This window comes from Shewanella sp. SP1S1-7, assembly GCF_031932105.1.
Lineage (GTDB): Bacteria > Pseudomonadota > Gammaproteobacteria > Enterobacterales > Shewanellaceae > Shewanella > Shewanella baltica.
In genome coordinates this window covers 201,613-224,768 of record NZ_JAUOEU010000006.1, presented here as the reverse complement: position 1 = coordinate 224,768, position 23,156 = coordinate 201,613, and the positions used below count along the sequence as shown (strand labels likewise).

At 45.0% G+C, this 23,156-nt stretch carries 15 protein-coding genes, 1 other RNA gene and 1 pseudogene; 11 read left to right on the top strand and 6 right to left on the bottom strand.

The window, feature by feature from the left end; all coding sequences use genetic code 11:
• Positions 1–203: 203 nt before the first annotated feature.
• Complete coding sequence (locus Q4Q49_RS07590; RefSeq protein WP_259482015.1) at positions 204–785, bottom strand: TetR/AcrR family transcriptional regulator; 582 nt, start codon at positions 783–785, stop codon at positions 204–206.
• A gap of 133 nt (positions 786–918) precedes the next feature.
• On the opposite strand from Q4Q49_RS07590, the gene Q4Q49_RS07585 reads away from it, so the two are divergent.
• Positions 919–1,986, top strand: coding sequence for an alkene reductase (locus Q4Q49_RS07585; RefSeq protein ID WP_311999026.1), 1,068 nt, complete (start codon positions 919–921; stop codon positions 1,984–1,986).
• A gap of 74 nt (positions 1,987–2,060) precedes the next feature.
• Here Q4Q49_RS07585 and Q4Q49_RS07580 read toward each other — a convergent pair whose 3' ends face one another.
• Positions 2,061–4,478: an ATP-binding protein gene (locus Q4Q49_RS07580; RefSeq protein WP_311999025.1), complete on the bottom strand. Its 2,418-nt coding sequence runs from the start codon at positions 4,476–4,478 to the stop codon at positions 2,061–2,063.
• Between the two features lie 521 nt (positions 4,479–4,999).
• Between Q4Q49_RS07580 and Q4Q49_RS07575 the strand changes: the two genes are divergently transcribed.
• From Q4Q49_RS07575 to Q4Q49_RS07565, 3 genes are all read left to right on the top strand, one after another.
• Positions 5,000–7,738: an EAL domain-containing protein gene (locus Q4Q49_RS07575; protein ID WP_311999024.1), complete on the top strand. Its 2,739-nt coding sequence runs from the start codon at positions 5,000–5,002 to the stop codon at positions 7,736–7,738.
• Between the two features lie 155 nt (positions 7,739–7,893).
• A complete protein-coding gene (locus tag Q4Q49_RS07570) occupies positions 7,894–9,129 on the top strand; it encodes a DEAD/DEAH box helicase (protein ID WP_311999023.1) in 1,236 nt (411 codons plus the stop codon).
• A 111-nt stretch (positions 9,130–9,240) separates the two neighbouring features.
• The gene (locus tag Q4Q49_RS07565) at positions 9,241–9,753 is read left to right on the top strand and encodes a hypothetical protein (protein WP_014620650.1); all 513 of its coding nucleotides are present in this window, start codon (positions 9,241–9,243) and stop codon (positions 9,751–9,753) included.
• A gap of 246 nt (positions 9,754–9,999) precedes the next feature.
• Here Q4Q49_RS07565 and ssrA read toward each other — a convergent pair.
• Both ssrA and smpB read right to left on the bottom strand, forming a co-directional pair.
• Positions 10,000–10,355: a transfer-messenger RNA gene (gene ssrA / locus Q4Q49_RS07560) on the bottom strand.
• Positions 10,356–10,426: 71 nt separating this feature from the next.
• On the bottom strand, positions 10,427–10,918 hold the full coding sequence (gene smpB / locus Q4Q49_RS07555) for an SsrA-binding protein SmpB (RefSeq protein ID WP_011790147.1): 492 nt from the start codon (positions 10,916–10,918) through the stop codon (positions 10,427–10,429).
• A gap of 278 nt (positions 10,919–11,196) precedes the next feature.
• Between smpB and Q4Q49_RS07550 the strand changes: the two genes are divergently transcribed.
• Entirely contained in the window at positions 11,197–11,634 is a 438-nt protein-coding gene (locus Q4Q49_RS07550; protein WP_311988849.1) for a type II toxin-antitoxin system RatA family toxin, read from the top strand.
• Positions 11,624–11,956, top strand: a complete 333-nt coding sequence (locus tag Q4Q49_RS07545) for an RnfH family protein (RefSeq protein ID WP_106651167.1) — start codon at positions 11,624–11,626, stop codon at positions 11,954–11,956. Before Q4Q49_RS07550 ends, Q4Q49_RS07545 begins: the two co-directional genes overlap by 11 nt.
• A gap of 114 nt (positions 11,957–12,070) precedes the next feature.
• On the opposite strand, the gene Q4Q49_RS07540 is transcribed toward Q4Q49_RS07545, so the two are convergent.
• Positions 12,071–12,562: an outer membrane protein assembly factor BamE gene (locus Q4Q49_RS07540; RefSeq protein ID WP_311988848.1), complete on the bottom strand. Its 492-nt coding sequence runs from the start codon at positions 12,560–12,562 to the stop codon at positions 12,071–12,073.
• 418 nt (positions 12,563–12,980) lie between these two features.
• Between Q4Q49_RS07540 and Q4Q49_RS07535 the strand changes: the two are divergent.
• From Q4Q49_RS07535 to Q4Q49_RS07520, 4 genes and pseudogenes are all read left to right on the top strand, one after another.
• Positions 12,981–13,771 (top strand): annotated as a pseudogene (locus Q4Q49_RS07535) (SAM-dependent methyltransferase).
• Between the two features lie 58 nt (positions 13,772–13,829).
• Positions 13,830–14,045: a hypothetical protein gene (locus tag Q4Q49_RS07530; RefSeq protein WP_259510203.1), complete on the top strand. Its 216-nt coding sequence runs from the start codon at positions 13,830–13,832 to the stop codon at positions 14,043–14,045.
• A gap of 48 nt (positions 14,046–14,093) precedes the next feature.
• Positions 14,094–15,839: a GGDEF domain-containing protein gene (locus Q4Q49_RS07525; RefSeq protein ID WP_311999022.1), complete on the top strand. Its 1,746-nt coding sequence runs from the start codon at positions 14,094–14,096 to the stop codon at positions 15,837–15,839.
• Positions 15,840–16,175: 336 nt separating this feature from the next.
• Complete coding sequence (locus tag Q4Q49_RS07520; RefSeq protein ID WP_006080839.1) at positions 16,176–17,945, top strand: monovalent cation:proton antiporter-2 (CPA2) family protein; 1,770 nt, start codon at positions 16,176–16,178, stop codon at positions 17,943–17,945.
• 129 nt (positions 17,946–18,074) lie between these two features.
• Here Q4Q49_RS07520 and Q4Q49_RS07515 read toward each other — a convergent pair whose 3' ends face one another.
• Positions 18,075–20,540: a TonB-dependent receptor domain-containing protein gene (locus Q4Q49_RS07515; protein ID WP_311999021.1), complete on the bottom strand. Its 2,466-nt coding sequence runs from the start codon at positions 20,538–20,540 to the stop codon at positions 18,075–18,077.
• A gap of 859 nt (positions 20,541–21,399) precedes the next feature.
• Here Q4Q49_RS07515 and aceB point away from each other — a divergent pair.
• Positions 21,400–23,049: a malate synthase A gene (gene aceB, locus Q4Q49_RS07510; protein WP_311999020.1), complete on the top strand. Its 1,650-nt coding sequence runs from the start codon at positions 21,400–21,402 to the stop codon at positions 23,047–23,049.
• Positions 23,050–23,156 lie beyond the last annotated feature (107 nt).

Below are 23,156 nucleotides of genomic sequence, written 5' to 3'. Positions count from 1 at the left end.
ATTCAAGGAGATAGTGACGCTTATATCGACTTGAATAACACCACCTTCCATAGCATCACACCCAATAATTCGACATTCAACAATATCTGATCAATGGACACCAATACTGCGGCATCTCGCTAAACACTATTTGTCTAGAGACTATCTACACTCTGTCGATTTTAGTCGCCTAGGTATTCGTCATTGAACAGATTAAAACGCTTTTAATGGCAGACCTCAGTCAGCAATCGATCGGCAAGATGTTGAAGGGTTTCGGCATTTGGATGGGTATGGGCGAAGGTTCTTAAACCATAAATTCCCATCATAAAATATTGGGCTCTTTGCTCGTCGTTGCGATGACCTTCTAGCAGTCCTTGCTCGGCTGCGCTGGTAAACTGCTGCGTTAGCGCTTGCTGCCAAGATTGCAGATACTGATTGATGATATCTCTAATCTCAACATCTTGCTCAGCCACTTCATTTAATGCCTTCGTCAATAAACAAGCTTGGGCGCTATCACAACTTAGGCATTCGGCAACAATATGATCTAAATAAGTTTTCAAGTTCGTTAGTACATTTTCGCTTTTAGCGAAAAGGCTGTTGAACTGCGCATTTCTGTCGAGTTGATATTGCTCAATGGCTGCGATTAGTAATCCGCGTTTATTGGTAAAAGCACAGTAAATCGACCCCGGATGTAATCCCGTGGCTTGAGTTAGATCTTGCATGCTCGTTTTGGTGTAACCCTTGTGCATGAAGGCGGCCATCGCGCCGCGAAGTACCTGTTCTCGGTCGAACTCTGCATTACGCATCGAATTTAATTCACTTGTAAAGAAACGCTTAGGCCGAATTCTACCTAATGTTGAACGAACATTCAAAAATTAACTTGAATGATCGTTCAAATAATAATATCTTGAATGCATATTCAAGAATGGGACTGAGAAAATGACCACACAAACCACGCCAAATTCCTTGGCAAATCTGTTCGAAACCTACTCGCTTAATGGCACTATTACCTTAAACAATCGTTTCTTAATGGCACCTTTGACCCGTTGTATGGCCGATGCCGACTTAGTGCCAACCGATGATATGGTTGCCTATTATGCACGCCGCGCCGAAGCGGGTTTGATCATCACTGAGGCGACGATTATTCGTCCCGATGCCCAAGGTTATCCAAATACTCCAGGCATTTTTACTCAAGCGCAAATTGCTGGCTGGCGTAAAGTGACCGATGCGGTACATGCCAATGGCGGTAAGATTTTTGTGCAGTTATGGCATACGGGTCGAGTTGCTCATCCACACTTTTTCGGTGGTGGCGATGTGCTTGCTGCATCAGCACAGAAGATTGAAGGCAGCGTACCAAGAATGCGTGAGCTAACTTATGTCACGCCAAAACCCGCCACACTCGAGGATATTCAAGGCCTAGTGCGTGATTACGCCAAAGCGGCGGAAAATGCCATTGAAGCTGGTTTTGATGGCGTTGAAATCCACGGTGCAAATGGTTATTTAATTGATACTTTCTTACATCATGACAGCAATCGCCGCACCGATGAATACGGTGGCACTCCAGCTAATATGTCCCGCTTTGCGCTTGAAGTTGTCGACGCTGTTGTGGCTCGTATCGGCAAAGACAGAACTGGTCTGCGGATTTCACCTGGGGCTTATTTCAATATGGCGGCCGATAGCCGTGACCGAGAAGTATTCGATTATTTCTTGCCAGAACTAGAGGCGCGCGATATCGCCTTTGTGCATATTGGGATTTTCGATGACAGTATGGAATTTGACTATCTTGGCGGCAGAGCTTCAAGCTATGTGCGCGCACACTATGGCAAAACCTTAGTGGGAGTTGGAAGCTACAGCGCTGAAACGGCCAGTGAAGCGATTGCAGCGAATAAGTTCGATTTGATTGCTATCGGTCGTCCATTCATTGCTAACCCTGACTATATTGCTCGCGTGCGTGATGGCGTTGAACTTGTACCTTACAGCGACGAAATGCTAGCAAGCTTAGTGTAATTTCACTTAATAGCTGAATAAAGAAAGGGTTAGCATTGGCTAACCCTTTTTGTTTGTCTTTCTCGCGTTTTTATTTAATCTGCTTTAACTAAGGATCTAAGTGCGGTGAGCTTTTGCTGGGCGATGCCGAAAATGCTCTCGGGAGAATATTGCCCTTGGCTAGGCGTGGCCGTTTGCGACAAACTGCCTGCGGTTTTACCAAGCAGCAACTCCATGGCTTGAGTCACATGGGTAATGGCCCAAATGTGGAACTCACCTTGCGCTACTGCATCGACAATGTCTTTACGTAGCATAAGGTTAGCCATATTCGAAGCAGGAATAATCACCCCTTGATCTGACGTACGGCCTTTAATTTTGCAGACATCAAAGAAGCCTTCAATTTTCTCATTCACACCGCCAATGGGCTGGGCCTCACCAAACTGGTTCATCGAACCTGTGATGGCAATATCTTGCCTTAATGCTTGCTCGCTAATGGCCGAGATAATGGCGCAACATTCGGCCATTGAGGCGCTATCGCCGTCCACGCCGCTGTAAGATTGCTCGAAGGTGAGGTAAGTGGTGAGCGGTATTTGCGCTGTTTTACCTAACACTGACGCTAAATAAGCGGTTAAGATCAACACGCCCTTAGAGTGAATTCGCCCCCCTAGTTTGACTCTGTGTTCGATATCCATCACTTCACCCTTACCAAAGGCAGTGGTTGCTGTGATGCGATTGGGCATACCAAACTGATGATCAGAGGTCGAGATGACGGATAAGGCATTGATTTGCCCAACCACTTTGCCCTGAGTGCTGATCAAGGTGGTGCCGTTGGTAAAGCTCTGCATTATGTTGTCATGCAGACGCGAGACCCTTTGTTCTTGATTTCGCAGTGCTTGCTCAACGTGCGGCACTAAAATTTGCTGACTGCCTGCCGATTTAGCGCAGTAGTTTGATTCCCGCAGCAGGTTGGCAATATTGGCCGAGTGTAGCGACAGTTTTTGCTGATCTTCGGCTTCCCGCGAGCTGTATTCGATGATGCGCGCTATGGCGGCGCGATCGCAGTGCAGCATGTTGTTGTCGTGGACTATGCTCGAAATAAAGCGGGCATAGTGCGCCTCAGAGGCGGCGGTTCTGTCCATCACATCTTCAAAATCGGCGGTAACGCGGAATAACTCACTAAAATCAGGATCATAGTGCTGTAACAGCTGATAGGTTTCATGATCGCCAAACAGGATGATTTTCACATCTAATGGGATAGGCTCAGGCGCCAAGGAAATCGTGCCCGATAGAGACACTTCCCGTTCGAGTGAGCTTAAATCCAGTTTACGTGAACGCAGGGCGCGCTTTAGTCCGTCCCACACGTAAGGGCGCTCTAATACTTTAACGGCATCCATCAATAACACGCCGCCATTCGCCTTGTGCAGGCTGCCGGGCCGGATAAGCGAGAAGTCGGTGAACACAGTGCCTCTAAATGTGGCGTTCTCCACATAGCCAAATAGGCTGTGATAACTCGGGCTTTCTTCGACGACTATGGGGAATTTTTGAGTGCCTTGGCCGACCAAAACGTTAACTTGGTAGCGACGGGGCATTTTCTTTTCTAGGGAAGCGTAGGCTAGGCCCAATTGTTCTTCGCTTTCTTCTAAGAAAATATCCAGATTATCTAAGATATCCGCCTGCATACCGGTTAAGAAAGTGCGCGCTTCTGGCTGATGCTTAAACTTATCTTTAAGTGGCTTAATAAAATGGATTAACACTTCTTTGGCGACTTGCTCATCATGCTCTTGCTGCTTGTCGCTAAATTCTTCTTCCCATTCTGTGATTTGGCGAATAATCCCGCGCAGTTTGACTTCTAGGCCATTGATATTGCTTTCAAATTGGCTGCGTTCAGCATCGGTCAAGGCTTCGAATGAGGCTTCGTCATGGGGTTCTTCTCCATTGAGCGCGACCATTTGATAGTCGCCCTGCATGGTCAAACTGAGGCTGATGCCCTTTTGTTTTGCTTCTTCGGTTAATTCAGTGAGTGCGACTTCTTGCTTCTGTGCCAACTGGCTTTTTAGCTTTTCGGTGCGGGCATAATACATTTCATTATCAAAGGCTAAAGGCATAGCTTTGACAAGTTTAAGCATCAACTTTTCGACGGCTTTTTTGAATTCAAGCCCAGTACCAGCAGCGAGTTTAAGCACTTTAGGGCAGCGAGTATCATCGAAATTAACCACGTAGCACCAGTCGTATAGCGTGTGATCGCTTGGCTCGTGACGGCTTAAATAACGCAGCATCATGGTCCGTTTGCCTAGACCGTTCTGGCCGATGGCGTAAATGTTATAGCCCTTTTCTTTAATCCCCATCGCAAACTCTACCGCTTGCTGGGCACGTTCTTGGCCGACAATATCATCAAGTGGAGTGAGCTCGGCTGTGGACTGGCAATCTGTGCTTAATTGGTCGAGTTCGCAAATGCGATACAGTTGTTTACTGTCGAGTAGGGTGGCTTGGCTTGATACGACGTCAGTGGGCATAAATATCCTTGTTTTTTCAGCCTTATTATTTCCATTGTAGACAATAAGATAGCATTTTTGTCAATCAAAACTCCGTTATTGCTGATTTATGTCTTTAGGGATAGTTATCTGCAGCTAACAAAGCGCTGTGGCATTGCGAACAGGCTTAATCGGTTAAGTCTAACTAATTGTTACGCAATAAACTTATCCTAATACTGACTCGAAAATTTTGTGCTAAAGTAGCAAAGGTAATGTCAGCGGCGCTTTACTGTGCTATGGCACTTTGAGTGGTCTCGGAAAATCTATCTAACCTTGATGGTTTGACCTCTCCAGCCTTAAAAGGTGGCTATGATGGGCACGGTTTAATAGCTAAGATTGGCGCCAATTGAGACGTAGTGAATTGATGTTAAACGTAAAATTTTATGATGTTTTACCGCTTGATTAACGCTTTCCCTTTGGGGCTAATTTGAGCATGCGTTTGGGGTCTTATGGTGTTTTTTGCCGTGGGTCGATTGAGCAGTAACTAAGTATTAGTTGGCAAGATGATGATAGATGTACCTATTTCGCAGCAAGATCTTGATAACTGGTTGAAAGATGTAAACTTGGTTGCCGAGATATCGAACAGTAAAGCGATATTAATAGCATGGAATGCTGCGGGTGAACTTAGCAGTATGTTAAGTTCAGATTCTGCGGCTGACAGTGAAATCCAGGCAATACTCTGTCATTTAAGCGGCAATCACTCGGCGAAAACCCTACCTAGTGCAACATTATCAGCGGCGACATCATCAATAGCCACACAGTCAAAAGTTGTTCCTTCAAATACGACATCGACACTCTCCTCCAATACGTTTGAAACTTCCTCTGATGCTCAGTTAGCCCAAGAACAGTTGATTAGCCCAAACGAGTCGATTTCGGTATTACCGCGATTAGCTCACCATCAAATCACTACGTCATTATCTGTGTCAGAGTTAACTGAGCTTGTCAGGCAGTCGCAATTGATCATAGATACTCGGCAGCACTCAGATTGGCGAAGTTGTAGCTCAATCGGCAGTGTGATTTGTTTATCCCTCGCTTGGCCATCTGGGGCAAATTTTGGCTTTTTATGTTTTTATCACAACGAGGCGCACGGCGTAGATTCGAAAACGCTGCAGCTTGCAAAGCTTATCAGCGATAGCATTCAACGCCAGTTAGGCGAGATATTGAGCCAACACAGTGCGGCTGAAGCATTAAGCCGAGGTACGCCAAGGTGTGTCAATACGGTCGATTTACAAACATTTATTGATAGTTTTGAAGAACATATTTGGATGAAAAATGCCGCTGGCATTTATACACTCTGTAATCGCAGCGTCGAGAAAGCATGGGAAATGCCCCGCAGTGAGATTGTCGGTAAATCCGATGTCGAACTCTTTGGTGAAGATATTGCGGATATTTTCCTAGAGGGGGATAGGCTCGCTATCGAGTCTGGTATGCCAATTATTGTCGCTGAGTGTTTAGACGGCAATGAAGCTAAAAATCATCTTTGGTTAGAAACGCTCAAACTCCCAACCTTAAATCCCCAAGGTGAGTTTGTGGGCGTTATCGGTATGACTCGCAATATTTCTAAGCATAAAGAGGTTGAAGAACAACTGACACTGGCGACCAATGTATTTAAAAACTCGGTCGAAGGCGTGGTTGTGACCGACAGACACGGCAATATCACCGACGTTAACGGCGCATTTTTTGAGATCACAGGTTATGTGAGGGAAGAGCTGCTCGGTCAGAATCCACGGATTTTTAGCTCGGGTCGCCATGATAAAGCATTCTTCGACAAACTGTGGAATGCCCTGTTGGCAAACGGTAAGTGGAATGGTGAAATTTGGAATCGGCGTAAAAACGGCACTATTTTCCCGCAAAATATCACCATAAGTACGATTTATGATGAAGTCGGTGATGTGCGTTATTTTGTCGCGGTATTTGCCGATATTTCTGCCCAGAAAGAGAATGAAGCGCAACTCACGCACTTAGCGTATTTCGACCCGCTAACGCATTTGCCTAATCGCATGAAGTTTATGATGCAGCTCAAACAAGAAGTACGGCAAGCTAAGCGGCTGAATTTGCAGTTAGCGACTGTGATGATTGATGTCGATTTGTTTAAGCATATCAACGACAGTTTTGGTCATAGCATAGGTGATGAAATGCTGGTCGAGCTTGCCAAGCGTTTACGCAGCCAAGTAGGCGATCAGGATGTGTTATCGCGGATTGGTGGCGATGAGTTTGTGGCGTTAATTTCGGGGATTGATAATAGCGAAGATGCCACGGTTGCCATTAATCAATTACGCCAAGTGTTTGAACAACCTTTTATTGTGAGCACAGGCGACCACTTGCGTTTGACCGCGAGCATGGGCGTTTCTTTGTATCCAAGTGATGGAGCCGATGCTGACACTTTACTGCGTAACGCCGATGCGGCCATGTATCGTGCAAAAAATGATGGCCGTAATAACTACGCTTTTTACACTGAGTCCTTAACGCAACAGTCTTTTGAACATCTTAAGCTGCAAAGTGCCCTCTATGGCGCGATTGAGCAAAATGCCTTGTACTTGATGTACCAGCCAAAACTCGACTTAGTGTCTCGAAAAACCGTGGGATTTGAAGCGCTGCTGCGTTGGCACGATCCTCAACTGGGTTTGATTTCTCCCGCGGTATTTATACCCGTGGCAGAAAAAATTGGTCTTATCCATGAGATCGGTTTATGGGTGTTAAAAACCGCCTGTCGTCAGGGCATGCGTTGGCTTAGTGAAGGTAAACACTTTGGCCGCATTGCAGTGAACGTGGCCGGACAGCAGTTACAGCGTAGCTCCTTTGTGGATGATGTAAAACGTGTCTTAGCTGAAACGGGCTTGCCCGCCAAACACTTAGAGCTTGAAGTGACCGAAAGTGTGATGATGCAAAATCCCGATCTTGCTATCCGTGACTTAAAGTTACTTGGCGATCTGGGCATAGAATTATCGGTCGATGACTTTGGCACCGGTTATTCATCGCTGAATTATTTGAAAAAACTACCCATCCATAAGCTGAAGATTGATCAATCCTTCGTGCGGGATATTCCCTTCGACACTAACAATACCGCGATTGCTAAAGCTGTGATTGCGCTTGGACATGCGTTGAAGCTCGACATTATCGCCGAAGGAGTGGAAACCAAAGAACAAGCCGATTTTCTGCAACAAAATCAGTGCGATCAAGCCCAAGGTTATCTCTTTAGTCGTCCGCAACTACCAGAAGATCTCGACGCATTTCTATCGTGATGCTGGCGTATTGCGAGACTGACTTATGGTAAGGCTAACTATCCTGAAATTGATTTAGTTTCACCCGATAGAACCACAGGGCTAGCGCTATGGCGCTAGTCGCTTGGGTTTGTGTCTGCTAAAATTCTGGTCATTATTTTCAGTGGTTAACCGCAATGTCTTTTAGTGTCTTATCCTTAAACTCCACCTTAGTGAATACCTTAGCGAGTCTTGGCTATGAGTCGCCAACGCCCATCCAGCTAGAAGCGATCCCTGCCATCTTGACCAAACGGGATGTGATGGCTGGCGCCCAAACGGGTACAGGCAAAACCGCGGCGTTCGCTTTGCCCATCTTGCATCATTTGTTGGCGCTCAGCCCTTTGCAAGAGTTAACGGCGGTGAGACCTGTACGTGCATTAGTCTTAGTGCCGACACGTGAACTGGCGGTGCAGGTACAGCAGAGTTTTGTTAAGTACGCTAAAGGGACAGATATCCGTGTCGGTATCGCCTACGGCGGCGTGAGTATCGATGCGCAGGTTGCCGTGTTTAATGCAGGGATTGATGTGTTAATCGCAACACCGGGTCGCTTACTTGATCACCTCAGGCAAGGCGCATTGAGTCTTAAGCAATTGAGTGTGCTTGTGTTTGATGAAGCCGACCGTATGCTCGACATGGGCTTTATGGATGAAATTAAAGCCGTGATCAAGCAAGTGCCGAGTGACAGACAAACGCTGTTATTTTCTGCCACCTTAGATGCCGCCATCTTTAGCTTAAGTAAAACCTTACTTCGCGATCCCAAGTTGATTGAAGTTGCCAAGCGCAACACGACCGCTGCCGAAATTAAGCAAGTGGTTTATGCCGTCGACGCCGACCGTAAAACCGAACTCGTCAGCCATCTGGTTCGCAGTAAAAACTGGCACCAAGTGCTGATTTTTAGCCGCACTAAGCAAGGCGTCGACAAACTGGTTCAGCAACTCAATAAAGCCGATATTAGTACTCAGGCGTTTCACGGTGACTTGTCCCAAGGTGCGCGCGAGAAAGTCTTGCAGGAATTTAAACAAGGCAAAATTCAAGTGCTAGTGGCTACGGATGTTGCCGCCCGAGGCCTAGATATCGTCGAACTCAAGTACGTGATTAATTTTGAACTGCCTTTTATCGCGCAGGATTATATTCATCGTATTGGCCGCACAGGCCGAGCGGGCAGTGCAGGGCTTGCCATCACCCTTTTTAGCCAAGAGGATGCTCTATTACTGGAAGAAGTCGAAGTCGTATTGGACAAGCGTTTACCACAACAATGGTTACCCGGCTTTGAACCCGACTTTAATAAAATGGACACTGAACCAAGGCGTAACGGCAAAGCGGCCCAAAAACAACGTGCCAAAAAGCGCGCTCTGGGCGGTAAGAAGCGTTAATTTTTTATAGGAGTTTGTGTAGCGGTGTAAAGTTAATCATGTTTATCGTTTCACCGTCAGTTAGCGTTTTAGTATGATTCGGCCTTTTTGAATTGTTTTTTTGGGTGTTGTATGAAGCGATTGATGCTGTTTTTGGTTTTTATCTTGTCTATTCCTTCCGTGATCATCGCTGCATTTGTCTTTGAGGATATAGGAGGACATATTTTATTCTCTTGGTTCTCATTTACCCTTGGTCTCATCGGGATTGGTGGAATATTGAGATTTAGAGAGGATCAATTTTTAACATACGATATCGTTGAAGGGACTATTATTTCACTGGATGAAAATACCAGATACAGCCCAGAACATGAGCACTTCAGGTACCAACAAATTTTCATTAATCCGGTTGTAGAATATTTTTGGCAAGGAAAGCGTTATACAAGAGGAACTCTGATTAATTATGACGAACAAGCTTACACTCGGTTTGGACCTCAAATCGGTGACAAGATCAGTTTATGTGTTCCAATCAATTGCCCTGAAGAAGCGATTGAAAACAAATTCCTATCTAGATATATACATTTAATCATTGGTTTAATTTCTATTTCGATTTCAATCGCACTTGCTGTATTACTCTTCTCGTACTGATTTTTGCCGTTTTCATAGGTTTTAGTGATGGCGGAGCCAATCGTTAGCAGCAATGCGTATGTCTTAGATGGTCAAGTCCAAGCAGGTGATCTGAGTTATATCTCATTCTCAAACTACCCAAGCTAGAAAATCTCAAACCATCCGAGCTAGCAAAGCTTAATTGTGGAAATAAAATCTCAAACTGCGTTCCATGAGCAGAGCAAACAAAAAGGGCTTAACCTTGCGGTTAAGCCCTTCTGGTAAAATTGGTGGAGGCGGCGGGACTTGAACCCGCGTCCAGAACACCTACATCCAAGGCACTACATGCTTAGTCTCTCTTTTAATTAACCCGAATAAACTCCGAAAGACAGGATTTCATCGGGCGAGTCCGGTACTATTTCGCGGTTCACCCCCGGACGGAGTTCCCTCGCTATCAAATGTAAGATGACCATCTGTATACACTGCCCATTTGAGAGACCTGTGTCAGATGGCTAGCTAGCCTAAGCTGCTAGAGCGTAGTTATCGTCGTTTGCAACTATAACTTTGCGGCTTTTTACGAGGCCAACCGCCCCTCGGCATGCTCCCAGGGTTTCGTGAATCCTGTCGAATCCAGAATCGCCCCCAAGAATTTGATTGTAACCCGTAGCATAATGATTACCTAGCATCATTTGCTTCAAGTTCAATCGTTTGTTCATTATCCGTGCGTTTTTTCTTTTTTCATCACACGGGCTTTTTCAACTTCCCATTCACGCGCTTTAGTATCTTCGCGCTTATCGTGATCTTTCTTACCTTTACCTAGGCCAATTTCCACTTTTACCCATGCACCTTTACGCCAGTACATTGAGATAGGAATGATAGAGTAGCCTTGGCGCTCGACTAAGCCAGCCAGTTTATCTAGCTCTTTACGGCTGAGTAGCAATTTTTTTAAGCGTAGTGGGTCGCAGACAACGTGTGTCGAGGCCGTATTCAAGGGAATAATGGTGCAGCCATGCATAAAGGCTTCGCCATTTTTCAGGAATACGTAACAGTCAGACAAGTTGACTTTACCCATACGGATAGATTTAACTTCCCATCCCATGAGGGATAGGCCAGCTTCCATTTTTTCTTCGAAACGGTATTCGAAGGTTGCGCGCTTATTACGTGCGATAGTCGCAGGCGCGGCTTTGCTTGATTTTTTCTTTACCATAGTGGCGCCATTATACGCACGGTTAATCAATTTGGTATTGATATAAGGTTTTATTTAGCTAATTTCAAGCCTCTATCGCGTTGTTGCTGTTTTTTTGAACGCGATTAGGCTGTTGAGTATCAACCTAAGTGCACAAGGGGTGCGTTTTTTACGTATCGTGATAAAATCCGTGCAAATTTTGATTGCTTGCCTAAGTTGTTCATCTTGCGTGCGTTCTTTTTGTGCGTACGAGTTTGTTTAGGTCGCTGTGAATACGTTAGTGAAGAGTGCTAAGTCCTATGCCGCAAATTTCTCGAAGTGTGTTAGTCCGTTTTAGTGCGATGCAAATGTATGACTTAGTGAATGATGTCGAGTCGTATAAAGAGTTTTTACCCGGTTGTGTGGGTGGCAAAGTCTTAGAGTTTGACGGCAAAACTATGCTGGCATCTGTGGATGTGAGTAAAGCGGGGATCCGTAAGACCTTTACGACTCGCAACCAAGTGGTTCCTGGTAAGAGTATTGATTTAACATTGGAAAATGGGCCCTTTAAGCATTTATTGGGGCAGTGGCGTTTTACTGAGCTGAGTGAAGAAGCCTGCAAGGTAGAATTCGAGCTGAGTTTTGAGTTTTCAAGCTCGTTAGCCGATATGGCCTTTGGTAAAGTGTTTAATGATCTTATGGTATCAATGGTGACGGCATTTACGAGTCGCGCTAAGGTAATTTACAGTGACAAATGAGACAGATAAGTTTGTAGTTGATGTGGTTTACGCCTTGCCTACACAGCAAAAAGTGATTTCGGTGAATGTGAATCCCGGCACGTCGGCGATTGAGGTGGTGCGTTTAAGTAACATAGTGAGCTTTTTCCCTGAAATCGATTTAGAGACGGTTAAGCTCGGTGTGTTTAGTAATGTGGTCAAACATGACCAAGTGATTTTACCTGGCCAAAGGGTTGAGATTTATCGTCCTTTGATTGCTGATCCTAAGGATGTGCGTCGCCGCCGTGCGGATAAAGCTAAAGATGAAGGCCGAGCGAATAAAGTGACGGGTGGACGAGCTTAATACGATTGGTATTAAGACTGATATCAGTTTGCCATCATTGCCCAATAAAAAAGCGCCCTTAGGCGCTTTTTGTATTTCATTTGACTGAGAAGAGCATAAGCAAAGTTTAGGATATTACTTAATTGGTTTTTGAACCTGCGCTTCTGCTTGGTTTTCTTTTATTAAGGGCTTGGCATCGGGACGCTGTGCAGGAATTTGCGGCACTAGCTCAGTTTTATTCCCCGTAGGTAAACTACTTTGCTCAAGTGGCGTATCAAATTCTTTGCTTAGCTCATAATCGCCATTTACTGCGGTTAGTTTATCACCCGTAAAGTGCAAAATGAGTTCTTTATGCGTAATGCTGGCATCGCGTCCACTCTTGTAGTGATACACATAGTACCAAGTATCGTCGGCGAAACTATCGCGTAATACTGGACGGCCGAGAATGTATTCGGCTTGTTCTTTGGTCATGTCAATGCGCAACTTTTCGACTTGTTGCGGTTCCATGTAGTTACCCTGTGGAATGTCGGGCTTATAAATCAACCAATCGAACACACTACAAGCACTGAGCGAAACAGAGAGCGCCACAGCGCTCAGCAGGGTAAGACTTTGCTTTTTATTGATCATTGTATGCGCTACTTCTGAAAATCTGGCGGCCATAATACCCAAGCATTCCCCCTCATGACAAGGGTAATCGGGCTTTGCTGCCGTCATAGATCGAATTGTGTGACTTTTCGACCCGCGATGTTGGCTTTAGTTCTCAATCTTTAAGGATATTTATTACTGGAAGTCATGTGGCAACTGTGGAGGTGTTTTTAGCCTCTTAAGCGTGCTGACAGGATTGTATAAAAGGAAATGAGGGCCAGATTTTTTCTTTAAAGCCAAGCAATTAGTCAGTAAGTCAATAAACAGTTTGTGTGGCGATAAACATAGTAATCTTGCTTAAATCAGATTAAAGTTACCGATATGTTTTTATTATGTTCTTGTACTGTGGCTTTTAGCTTTAAGTTCGCAGTGTTTGAAATAAAGTATTGGGATAGATGCTTTGGGGTCATTAGTTTGTGTAGGCACGGGCTTGCAGCTGGCTGGACAAATTTGTGTGATGAGTCGCAGTTATATTGAGCATGCCGATGTGGTGTTTTCACTCCTGCCCGATGGTTTTTCCCAGTGTTGGATCCAGAACATTAATCCCAATGTCATCAATTTACAGTCGTTTTATGCTCAAAATGGCGAAGTGAAAAATCGCCGAGAAACCTATGAACAAATGGTTAATGCTATATTGGAGACTGTGAGGGCTGGCAAGAAAACCGTTTGTGCGCTTTATGGTCATCCAGGAATTTTTGCCTGTGTTTCCCATACGGCGATTACGCGGGCTAGGGCAGAAGGGTTTTCAGCGAAGATGGAGCCGGGGATTTCGGCCGAGGCGTGTTTATGGGCAGATTTAGGTATCGACCCCGGCAGCTCTGGGCATCAAAGCTTTGAAGCTAGCCAGTTTATGTTTTTTAATCATGTGCCCGATGCGACAACCCATTTATTGTTATGGCAAATTGCGATTGCTGGTGAACATACCTTAACTCAGTTCCATACTACGAGTGACAGGCTGCAGATTTTGGTTGAACAACTGCATCAATGGTATCCGCGAGATCATCAAGTGGTGATCTACGAAGCTGCTAATCTGCCAGTTCAAGCCCCTAGAATTGAGTATTTGCCATTGAGTAAGCTGCCTGAGGCAAACTTGTCTCCGATCAGTACTTTACTGATCCCGCCAGCAAAAAACTCGAATACAACTATGCTATTTTAACTAAATTAGGCATTAGACCTGAAGACTTAGGTTAATTGCGAGTGCTGTACTTCTGAGCTGAGTTCGGAAGTCATCATTAAAATAAGGAAAAGTATGTCTGCATTATCCGATTTTTTTACTCAGTTAGGCCAAGATGCAAAGTTGATGCAAGCGTATCAACAGGACCCTGAGGCCGTAATGCGTGCCCATGGGTTAAGTGATGAAGAAATTGCAGCCGTCATGTCGGGAGACATGGGAAAGCTGAAAAGCTTGAGTGGGGAGGGGGATTATCAGTCCTATTTAGTTATTTCCCATGGTAACGGTGAGTAATTGAAACTCCTGCACGCTTTTTTGTGGTTATGTTTGGGCATATTTTGTATGCCCTTAATGGCTGCAACTATCAATTTTGATGAGGCGTTAGCAGAGCTGGAGCAGCTACAACATACCGATATGCAGAGTGCAATCACTAAGCTCCATGAACTTGAAGCTGATTTCGAGCATATGACGCGTTTTCAACAAGGGCGCTTATTGGTATTTAAAGGGACTTCATTTATTTATTCAGGTCAATATCAAGAAGCCTTAGATAATTTAATTCAATCTGAAAATTTAGTTCAAAATAGCGATTATTTATTTTCTGCCTATAGCTATGAGGCAACTGCGTACATCGCCCTACGGAACTTTAAAGATGCTTTTGTTGTAATGAGCAAAAGCCTAGGGTTAATAGATCGAATTGATAATATAGATATCAAACGTGCTGCATATCTACGTTTAGCCGGTTTGTACTCTGCAATGGGCATAAAAGAAGAGGTGGAGACCTACGCGGCTAAGGCACTATCACTTACTGCAGCAGATAATGTAAAAGATATTTGTACTGCAAAGTTGTATTTATCAGTTTATCAATTAGAGCTTGAAATATATGACAAGGCATTTGATGAATTCCAGAACACACACGGTTTTTGTGAGTCGAATGGTTTCCCATTGATTTCGTTTATTGCATTGAAAGGAATGGGGGAGTCTAAGTTAAGGTTGCAAGAATACTCTTCTGCAATTGCTTTACTTTTGAAAGCGCTAAAGGGGTACGAGTCTTTTAACTTTCAATTAGAAATTAATAGTGTCCATTCTTTGTTAGCCGAAGCATATTTTTCACTGAAGCAATTTGCTAATGCGGTCGAGCATGCCAAGTTCGTTACGTCATTGCCTAATGAATCTAGTTATACCGAGTTAAAGCATAATGTCTTTAAAGTGTTAGCTGGCTTAAATGCTGAGAATAAACAGTTTGAACAAGCCTATGAGTATTCGAAAAAAGAGCAGTATTACAATCAGCTGATGTTTGATGAAGCGAAAATGAAAACGTTAGCGTATCAGGCCGCTAAATTTAATGCCGATGAACAGGCGCGTGAGATCAATTTACTCAATAAAGAGCGAGAGCTTTATATCGCCCAGCAAACGGTAAAAGAGCGCGAATACACCAATATGCTGATGTTTGTCACTATTCTAGTAGGCGGACTGTTCTTCCTAGGGATTTTGTTAGCAGTAGGCCAGATGCAGAAACGCAAGTTTATGCGTATGGCGAGAATGGATGCATTAACAGGCATCTTGAATCGCGGTGCTGGGCAAGAGTTAGGGGAAAACCTTTTTGTTCAAGTCACGGCCCGCGGTGGGGATTTCAGTGTCATTTTATTTGATTTGGATTTCTTCAAACGGATCAACGATTCTTTTGGCCATGGTACCGGCGATTGGGCGCTTAAAAAGGTGGTTGATTCCCTTAAATCCCATATCCGAAATGGTGATGTTTTTGCTCGTATCGGCGGTGAGGAGTTTGCGATTTTATTACCCTATGCCGATGAAGAGAAAGCCATGGAAGTTGCGGAGCAGTGCCGAGCCCGTATCGAGGCCATTGATACCCAACATTCAGGACATAAGTTCGTCATTACGGCGAGTTTTGGCGTGAGCGGTTTAATGGCTGATGATCTGAGTTTAGACCCATTATTTCACCGAGCCGACATGGCGCTTTATGCCGCTAAGGCCAATGGCCGCAATGCCGTAGTACGCTATTCTGACATCTTAAAATGTGACAAGCAGGCAACTGATTTACGGCGTCATATCGCATCGCCCTCGGTGTAATGTAAGTCGAGTGAACATTTAGTCTCACCCTGAGTTGGCAAAGTCCTTACTGGTTTTTATCGTAGCTTCATTTGTTTCTCGTTTTGGGTTTTGCCGCCACTAACAAAAATGCGACAACAGTCTAAGGTGTCTCTGAACGCTCTTTTACTCAGCTTTGTTGCTCCAGTTGATTTCCCCCACGCTTAAGTGTTTTTCATACCAAAAATTTCTCATTTTTAATGAATTGCCTTGACCTTGTTAATAAATAAATGGGATATCATAGTTGCTAATTCGCCGAGCTGCGGCGGGGCAAATATATATGGAACACTGCGCATTCCTTTTTCCGTTGGAGCCTTCATGGAACAGTCGAGTTTACTCACGTCGGTGCTGCTATTTTTATTGGCGGCGGTTATTTTTGTTCCTTTGGGTAAACGTTTTGGCGCCGGCCCGATTCTTTCCTACCTAGGTGCTGGCATCATTTTAGGCCCTGGCGGCATGGCCTTAGTTTCTGATCCTGCTGCTGTATTACATTTTGCCGAGTTAGGTGTAGTGCTGATGTTGTTTGTACTTGGACTCGAATTAAATCCAAGTAAATTATGGGAACTTCGCAGTGCTATCTTTGGTTTAGGCAGTGGTCAGTTGTTGTTATCATGGGCTGCGATTGGTGGTTTGGCTTGGGGCTTTGGCTTGTCTGTTGACGCAGCTTTAGTGGTTGGCGCCGCGCTATCTTTATCATCGACAGCCTTTGCTGTGCAGTTAATGAGTGAACATAGGTTGCTCACAACCCCACTCGGGCGTGATGCCTTTGGTGTCTTGTTAATGCAAGATCTTGCCGTTATCCCTATGTTGCTGCTGACGGCATATTTGGCGCCTAATTCGGCGCAGATTGAACATCATGCCGTGCCTTGGTACTGGACGTGTCTAGCCCTAGTAGGGTTTGTGTTAGTGGGCAAATACTTACTGCCAAAACTCCTTAAGTTAGTCGCAAGTAGCGGGGTGCGTGAAGTACTCACCGCCTTTGCGTTATTGCTCGTAATGGGCAGCGCTGAGTTAATGGAGTGGCTTGGACTCTCTGCGGGTATGGGGGCATTTTTGGCGGGTATTATGCTCGCAAACTCAAGTTATCGACATCAACTTGAAACCGACATCGAACCCTTTAAAGGCTTATTGCTTGGGCTGTTTTTCATGGCGGTCGGTATGAGTATGGATTTGAAATTATTGATATCAGATCCGCTACTTATCTTAGGTATTTTGATGGCGATGTTACTGATTAAAACGTTTGTGCTGATGGTGCTGGGCCGCATTCGGCACCACAAATGGCGCCCGAGTATTGCATTGGGGTTGATCCTTGCCGAAGGCGGTGAATTTGCCTTTGTGCTGTTATCCCAAGCGCAGTTATCTGGCATTGTCGGCGATAAAATCGCGCAAGTGCTAGTGTTGGCGATTGGTTTGTCTATGGCGGTGACGCCGATATTGTTTACCCTGTTTCGCGCAACTAAGGCCAAGGTGGTGGACACTCGCCTGCCAGATACGATTAATGTCACTGAATCGGAAGTGGTGATTGCCGGTTTTGGCCGAGTCGGCCAGATAACCGGGCGTATTTTGGCCTCCTCTGGGATCCCTTTTGTCGCATTGGATAAGGATGCGAGCCATGTGGATGTGATTCGCAAATATGGCGGTGAGGTCTATTTTGGTGATGCCAGACGCTTAGACATGTTGATGTCGGCGGGGATCGCGCGCTCGCGTTTGTTATTGCTGGCCGTGGACAGTGTTGAGGATTCCATCGAAATCGCCCAGCAAGTGAAAACCCATTTCCCCCATATCCACATAGTCGCGCGGGCAAGGGATCGTAACCATGCTTATCGTTTGATGAGCCTTGGGGTGACGGATGTCTTTCGTGAGACCTTTGGCTCGGCGCTCTCGGCCAGTGAGAAGATCCTCCAAGGTTTAGGTCTATCTCAGGTACAAGCCAACGAGCGGGTAAAAATCTTTGCTGAGCATGATAAGAAACTGGTGATTGCCAGTGCAGCTCATCAAAATGATTTAGCGACGTTAATCAATCTATCGAATAAGGGTAAGGCAGAGTTGGAATCCCTTATGCGCGGTGATAGGGAGAATGTCAGTTAATACGCTGGGTATCATTTGCCATTCTCAATTGAGGATTTAGATTTCAAAAGAGAGCATAAATGCTCTCTTTTTTGTTGGAAACATATCCACTTTCGCGCTGCAGTTTAGCGCTTAAAAACTATTTAGCGCTCAAAAACTATAGCTGTATTGCAGTTTGACGTTGCGTTCTTCACCCGGCATACCACCTAAGAACATCGCTTTACTGTAATAGTCTTTATTGAATAGATTATTGATATTAAGCTGGATTTTCCAAGAATCAGTGCTGTAACTCACCGCCGAGTCGACGACAGTATAGCTAGGTACATAACCGTCTGGAATACCAAATGAGCTAGAGTGCGTGCTGCGATCGCCAACGTATTTTGCTCCTAGGCTTAATTCGATTGGACTCTGTAGCGCAAACCAATTCGCGCCGTAGGTAACCCAAGCACTGGCGCTGACATAAGGCACACCTTTTTGCTGGTTTTCATAGTTATCTCCATCCTTAGGATTCTGTTTGTCATTCGCATCTTGATACATGCCGTTGAGGTTAAGGCGCCACTCCTCATTAATATATGCATTAAGATCGAGTTCAATACCTTGAGTGTCTTCGCTGCCATTGTACAAATACACTGGGATGTTAGGTGTTAATATGCCATTGGTATAATCAGGATTGTTATAGGCGACATTAGTGCGCGAGCTTTTAAACAATACCAGTGAGCCCAGTAATTGATCCTCAAATGCCTTAAAGCGCATACCTAAATCATTGCTAATCGATTCTGAATCATCTCGGTTGGTAGCATTATCTTTTACTGCATCGAGCACACTGTAGGCGGTGCGTCCCTTTGAGTGATTGATAAAGAATGACAAATCCTCTATTGGCATGTAGGTCAAGCCTAAGTTATAGGTCATGCCGTTATCTGTGGTATCGGCCTCTGGAGTCGCTTGGGATTGGCTAATGCTGTAGCGAGGATCAAGGCCTAAGTGTTCATAACTTTGTTTTATCTCGTTAAATGCGACACCTACACGTGTGGTGAAGCCATGTCCTAAATATCCCACGTGTTGTACGCCTAAACCCCAAGCGCTGACTTTTTTGTCATAGTTCGCAGTCTTGAGTGGGTCATAGTCCTCAAACTTGCCTGTACCCCAGTTAGGATTACGGATGTCGTAAATATAAGGCAGGGAACCTTGATAAGTGATTTCTCCATCCTTGTTTTTATAGATTTGATCGGCATCGAAGATAGAATATTGCTGGAAACGAATATTACGGTCTTCATAGTTGGCATTGACCAATAATTCATTGTCTATATTGCCGATTTGGAAGTCATAACGTAGATCGGCAAAGTACTGCCACGACGTTTCGTCGGCATCGACTTTACGGTATTCCTGACGTCTTGCGGCAAAAGGATAAAGTACGCCATTTTCAACTAATGGCGATCTAGGCTCTTCGTTAATCACGTCGGTAAGAACGTTTTTAATCTTGATGTTACGCTTCCAATAGACGTAGTTATAGGCGCCAGTTTGGCGGGCGAAACCTGACGTGTAGTCGCGATACTGCAATTGTTGATTGAGGAACAAATTGTCAGTGAAATAGATATTATGGGTCAGTTTAAATCTTAACTCTTCACCCTCATTGTCCTTCGCCATGGGTGAAATCAGCCCTACATCACCAAACGAATAGGGTGTTAAGCCGTCAGCGCCCGACAACGAGGCCGCTAACTGCTGACGCTGTGCATCGGTGAGTTGTAGACCATTACCGTTGGGATCATTAACCAGATCTTGCCACGTGACCTCGCCCGCGCTCTTACCGCCGACAGATTCTGCATTGTAAATCCGAATCGGGTGACCAATTGAATCAACGGCAATAGCATCTTTTATGTAAGCACCTGAAAGCATTAAATCTTGGCTATCACTTAATACCCATTTTAAGGCGCCATAGATTTCGTCTCTGTCTGTACCTATATCGCGATACCCATCATTGCGGCCAGATTTAGCCACTAAACGGTAGGCGACATCATCACTCAGGCCGCCCGTGCTATCCAGAGCAAGGGAGTAGGTGTCCCATTGGCCCATTTCGGCGCTGAACTTATGCTTTGACTCAAACTGCGGTTTCTTTTCAATCAGATTGATCACGCCGCCAGCACTTCCCATGCCATAGAGTCCAGTCGCTGGGCCTTTTAATACTTCAACGGATTCAACGTTGGTTAAAGAGCGCGTAGGGTTGAAGGTATTACCTAGGCCTGCACCGCCATACATACCGTCATAGGTGTAATTTGCGCCTAAACCACGGATGACTATGTTGTCACCAATGCCATAGTTATTTCCCGCTTGAGTCACGCCACTGATGTTACGGATCAAGTCCTGCAGATTATCTGTACCTTGGGTTTCGATCAGCTCTTGGTCAACAATCACTACTGCTGCTGGGGTTTCCATAAGAGACATGTCGGATTTAGTCGCCAGCCCTGAATTCTTCACTACTGAGTTCTGTCTGCCATAAACCGTGATGCGCTCAACGTTGGCTTCAGCATTTGCTGATGTCGAGTTGGCTTCGGCGTGTGCGGTTTGCGATAAAACAGAAAGGCAGGCGAGTGCAGTTAGCGACAAACGAAATGGTTTCATTAATGGTTCCCCCAAATAAATAGGTCGCGAATAGTAATGATTTGCATTTGAGTTGGCAACAAATGTTTCAGCATTTATTGTCGAATTGTGCAGTGCTGCCAATGAATGCTGCAAAAAACATCTTTATGAGCAAACCAGTAATGGGTTCTAGCAAGAGAGAAACGTTATAAAAGGGCGGTTTTACGCTCCATCCCGTTGTAATTTCAAATTTGTTTCATTTTTTTTATAAAAAAGTGATTTATTTTTTGAGTTAACCATCACATCCCACCTTGTTGATCGGGAAACGCAACCTAGCGTTTAGCTGGTATTACATTCGGTCGTTATTGCGTTTACGTAAACGTCAAAATGAAACGGCCGTTTAAATTATTGGTGATGGTCGCAGTCATTATCATCATGATTTATATGGATTTAGCTTGCTTCCCTCTAGGTTAGTTCAAAACATCGAGTATTTTCTACTTAGGCCTAATAGGATAAAAATACTGTATTTATAAGTTTACTTTTAGTTATTTAATTACGTAAATAATTACGTTGCGTATTAGTTGGTAAAGTTGTCTGACAAATTACATTTAGCTTGGATTACTAAATGTGATCCAAATGTTTAATCCTTTTTTAATTAAGTGTTTAGATTTGATTTGTGTGCTTGGTCAGACCAATTCCAGCATGGATTTTACTAAGGCTAATGCTCGTTTTTGTCAATCTTGGACTGTTGCAAATACAAACGTTTGTCGGTAAGTTTTAGTTCGAAACAAACATTTGATGGTTTTTTGGTGAGTTTATAAGCCGTAGTGATTGGGGATGCTACTGCTTTATATGTCAGCGTTAAGCCTGTGATAGTGGAGCCTCTTGGGAGGGCATCAAGATGACGGAACACACTTTGAGTGAACAGCAATTGAATTCGACACAGGGTAAAGCTACAGCAAATGCCACGCTTAATATTGTGGGTCGTGACATTCCAGGCCAAGAAGTCATCTTTACCGAAGGGGCTGTCGCCTTACTCGAATCCCTTTGTCGTGAATTTGCCGACGAAGTACCCGCCTTACTCGCTAAACGTAAAGATAAGCAAGCGCGTATCGATAAAGGAGCATTACCCGACTTTCTGCCTGAAACCCGCGCTATTCGTGATGGTGCATGGCAAATTCGCGGTATTCCCGATGACTTGCTTGACCGCCGCGTAGAAATCACTGGTCCCGTTGAACGTAAGATGGTGATTAACGCGCTCAACGCCAATGCCAAAGTGTTTATGGCCGACTTTGAAGATTCCTTAGCACCGAGCTGGGAAAAAGTTGTCGAAGGTCAAATCAACCTACGCGATGCCGTGCGTGGTGATATTGAGTACACAGCGCCGGACACGGGTAAGCACTATAAATTAGGGCCAAATCCGGCAGTGCTTATTTGCCGCGTTCGTGGTCTGCACCTTAAAGAAAAACACGTGCAGTTTAATGGCAAAGCGATTCCTGGCTCACTGTTTGATTTCGCACTGTATTTCTACCACAACTATCGCCAACTTTTGGCCAAGGGCAGTGGTCCATATTTTTATATTCCTAAGTTAGAAAGTCATATTGAAGCGCGCTGGTGGGCAAAAGTGTTTGCTTTTGTTGAGGAAAGGTTTTGTCTGCAAGCGGGCACGATTAAATGTACTTGCTTGATTGAGACTTTGCCTGCCGTGTTCGAAATGGACGAAATTCTCTATGAACTACGTTCCAATATCGTCGCGCTGAACTGTGGTCGCTGGGATTACATCTTCAGCTATATCAAAACATTAAAGCGCCATAGCGACCGAGTCTTACCGGATCGCCAAGCCGTCACTATGGATACGCCTTTCTTAAGCGCTTATTCAAGACTCTTGATTAAGACCTGCCACAAACGCGGTGCGTTAGCGATGGGCGGCATGGCGGCCTTTATTCCAGCCAAAGATCCGGTTCAGAACGAAGCGGTATTGCAGCGAGTTCGTCGAGATAAAGAGCTCGAGGCGCGTAACGGCCACGATGGCACTTGGGTGGCACACCCTGGTCTTGCCGATACCGCTATGGGTATTTTCAACGAATACATAGGTCAAGATCACTGTAATCAATTACATATCACCCGTGATGTAGACGCGCCAATCCTGGCTAGCGAACTGCTTAAAACTTGCGATGGTGAGCGCACTGAACAGGGGATGCGTCTGAACATTCGTATCGCACTGCAGTATTTAGAGGCGTGGATCAGCGGCAACGGTTGCGTACCTATTTACGGCTTAATGGAAGATGCAGCTACGGCAGAGATTTCTAGAGCCTCAATTTGGCAATGGATCCAACACGGTAAGTCGCTGTCAAACGGCAAACTCGTGACCAAGCAACTCTTTAAAGACATGTTGGTTGAAGAGCTGTCGAACGTGAAAAAAGAAGTGGGTAGCGACAGATTCACCCATGGCAAATTCACCCAAGCGGCGGTATTGCTCGAAGACATTACCACCTCCGACGAGCTGGTCGATTTCTTAACCTTACCCGGTTACGAAATGCTGACTGCCTAGGATGAACCCATTTGCTTGAACCGTTTTATATCAATCAGATTTAGCTGTGGCGGGGCTACCGTCAACCAAACAATTTAGCAGAGTGAAACTGGGGGGCAGTTTCATGA

Bases quoted from the DNA above. Each gene is read 5' to 3' on its own strand.
- Q4Q49_RS07590 (WP_259482015.1), bottom strand. From the start codon at position 785: ATGCGTAATGCAGAGTTCGACCGAGAACAGGTACTTCGCGGCGCGATG.
- Q4Q49_RS07585 (WP_311999026.1), top strand. From the start codon at position 919: ATGACCACACAAACCACGCCAAATTCCTTGGCAAATCTGTTCGAAACC.
- Q4Q49_RS07580 (WP_311999025.1), bottom strand. From the start codon at position 4,478: ATGCCCACTGACGTCGTATCAAGCCAAGCCACCCTACTCGACAGTAAA.
- Q4Q49_RS07575 (WP_311999024.1), top strand. From the start codon at position 5,000: ATGATGATAGATGTACCTATTTCGCAGCAAGATCTTGATAACTGGTTG.
- Q4Q49_RS07570 (WP_311999023.1), top strand. From the start codon at position 7,894: ATGTCTTTTAGTGTCTTATCCTTAAACTCCACCTTAGTGAATACCTTA.
- Q4Q49_RS07565 (WP_014620650.1), top strand. From the start codon at position 9,241: ATGAAGCGATTGATGCTGTTTTTGGTTTTTATCTTGTCTATTCCTTCC.
- smpB (WP_011790147.1), bottom strand. From the start codon at position 10,918: ATGGTAAAGAAAAAATCAAGCAAAGCCGCGCCTGCGACTATCGCACGT.
- Q4Q49_RS07550 (WP_311988849.1), top strand. From the start codon at position 11,197: ATGCCGCAAATTTCTCGAAGTGTGTTAGTCCGTTTTAGTGCGATGCAA.
- Q4Q49_RS07540 (WP_311988848.1), bottom strand. From the start codon at position 12,562: ATGATCAATAAAAAGCAAAGTCTTACCCTGCTGAGCGCTGTGGCGCTC.
- Q4Q49_RS07530 (WP_259510203.1), top strand. From the start codon at position 13,830: ATGTCTGCATTATCCGATTTTTTTACTCAGTTAGGCCAAGATGCAAAG.
- Q4Q49_RS07525 (WP_311999022.1), top strand. From the start codon at position 14,094: ATGCCCTTAATGGCTGCAACTATCAATTTTGATGAGGCGTTAGCAGAG.
- Q4Q49_RS07520 (WP_006080839.1), top strand. From the start codon at position 16,176: ATGGAACAGTCGAGTTTACTCACGTCGGTGCTGCTATTTTTATTGGCG.
- Q4Q49_RS07515 (WP_311999021.1), bottom strand. From the start codon at position 20,540: ATGAAACCATTTCGTTTGTCGCTAACTGCACTCGCCTGCCTTTCTGTT.
- aceB (WP_311999020.1), top strand. From the start codon at position 21,400: ATGACGGAACACACTTTGAGTGAACAGCAATTGAATTCGACACAGGGT.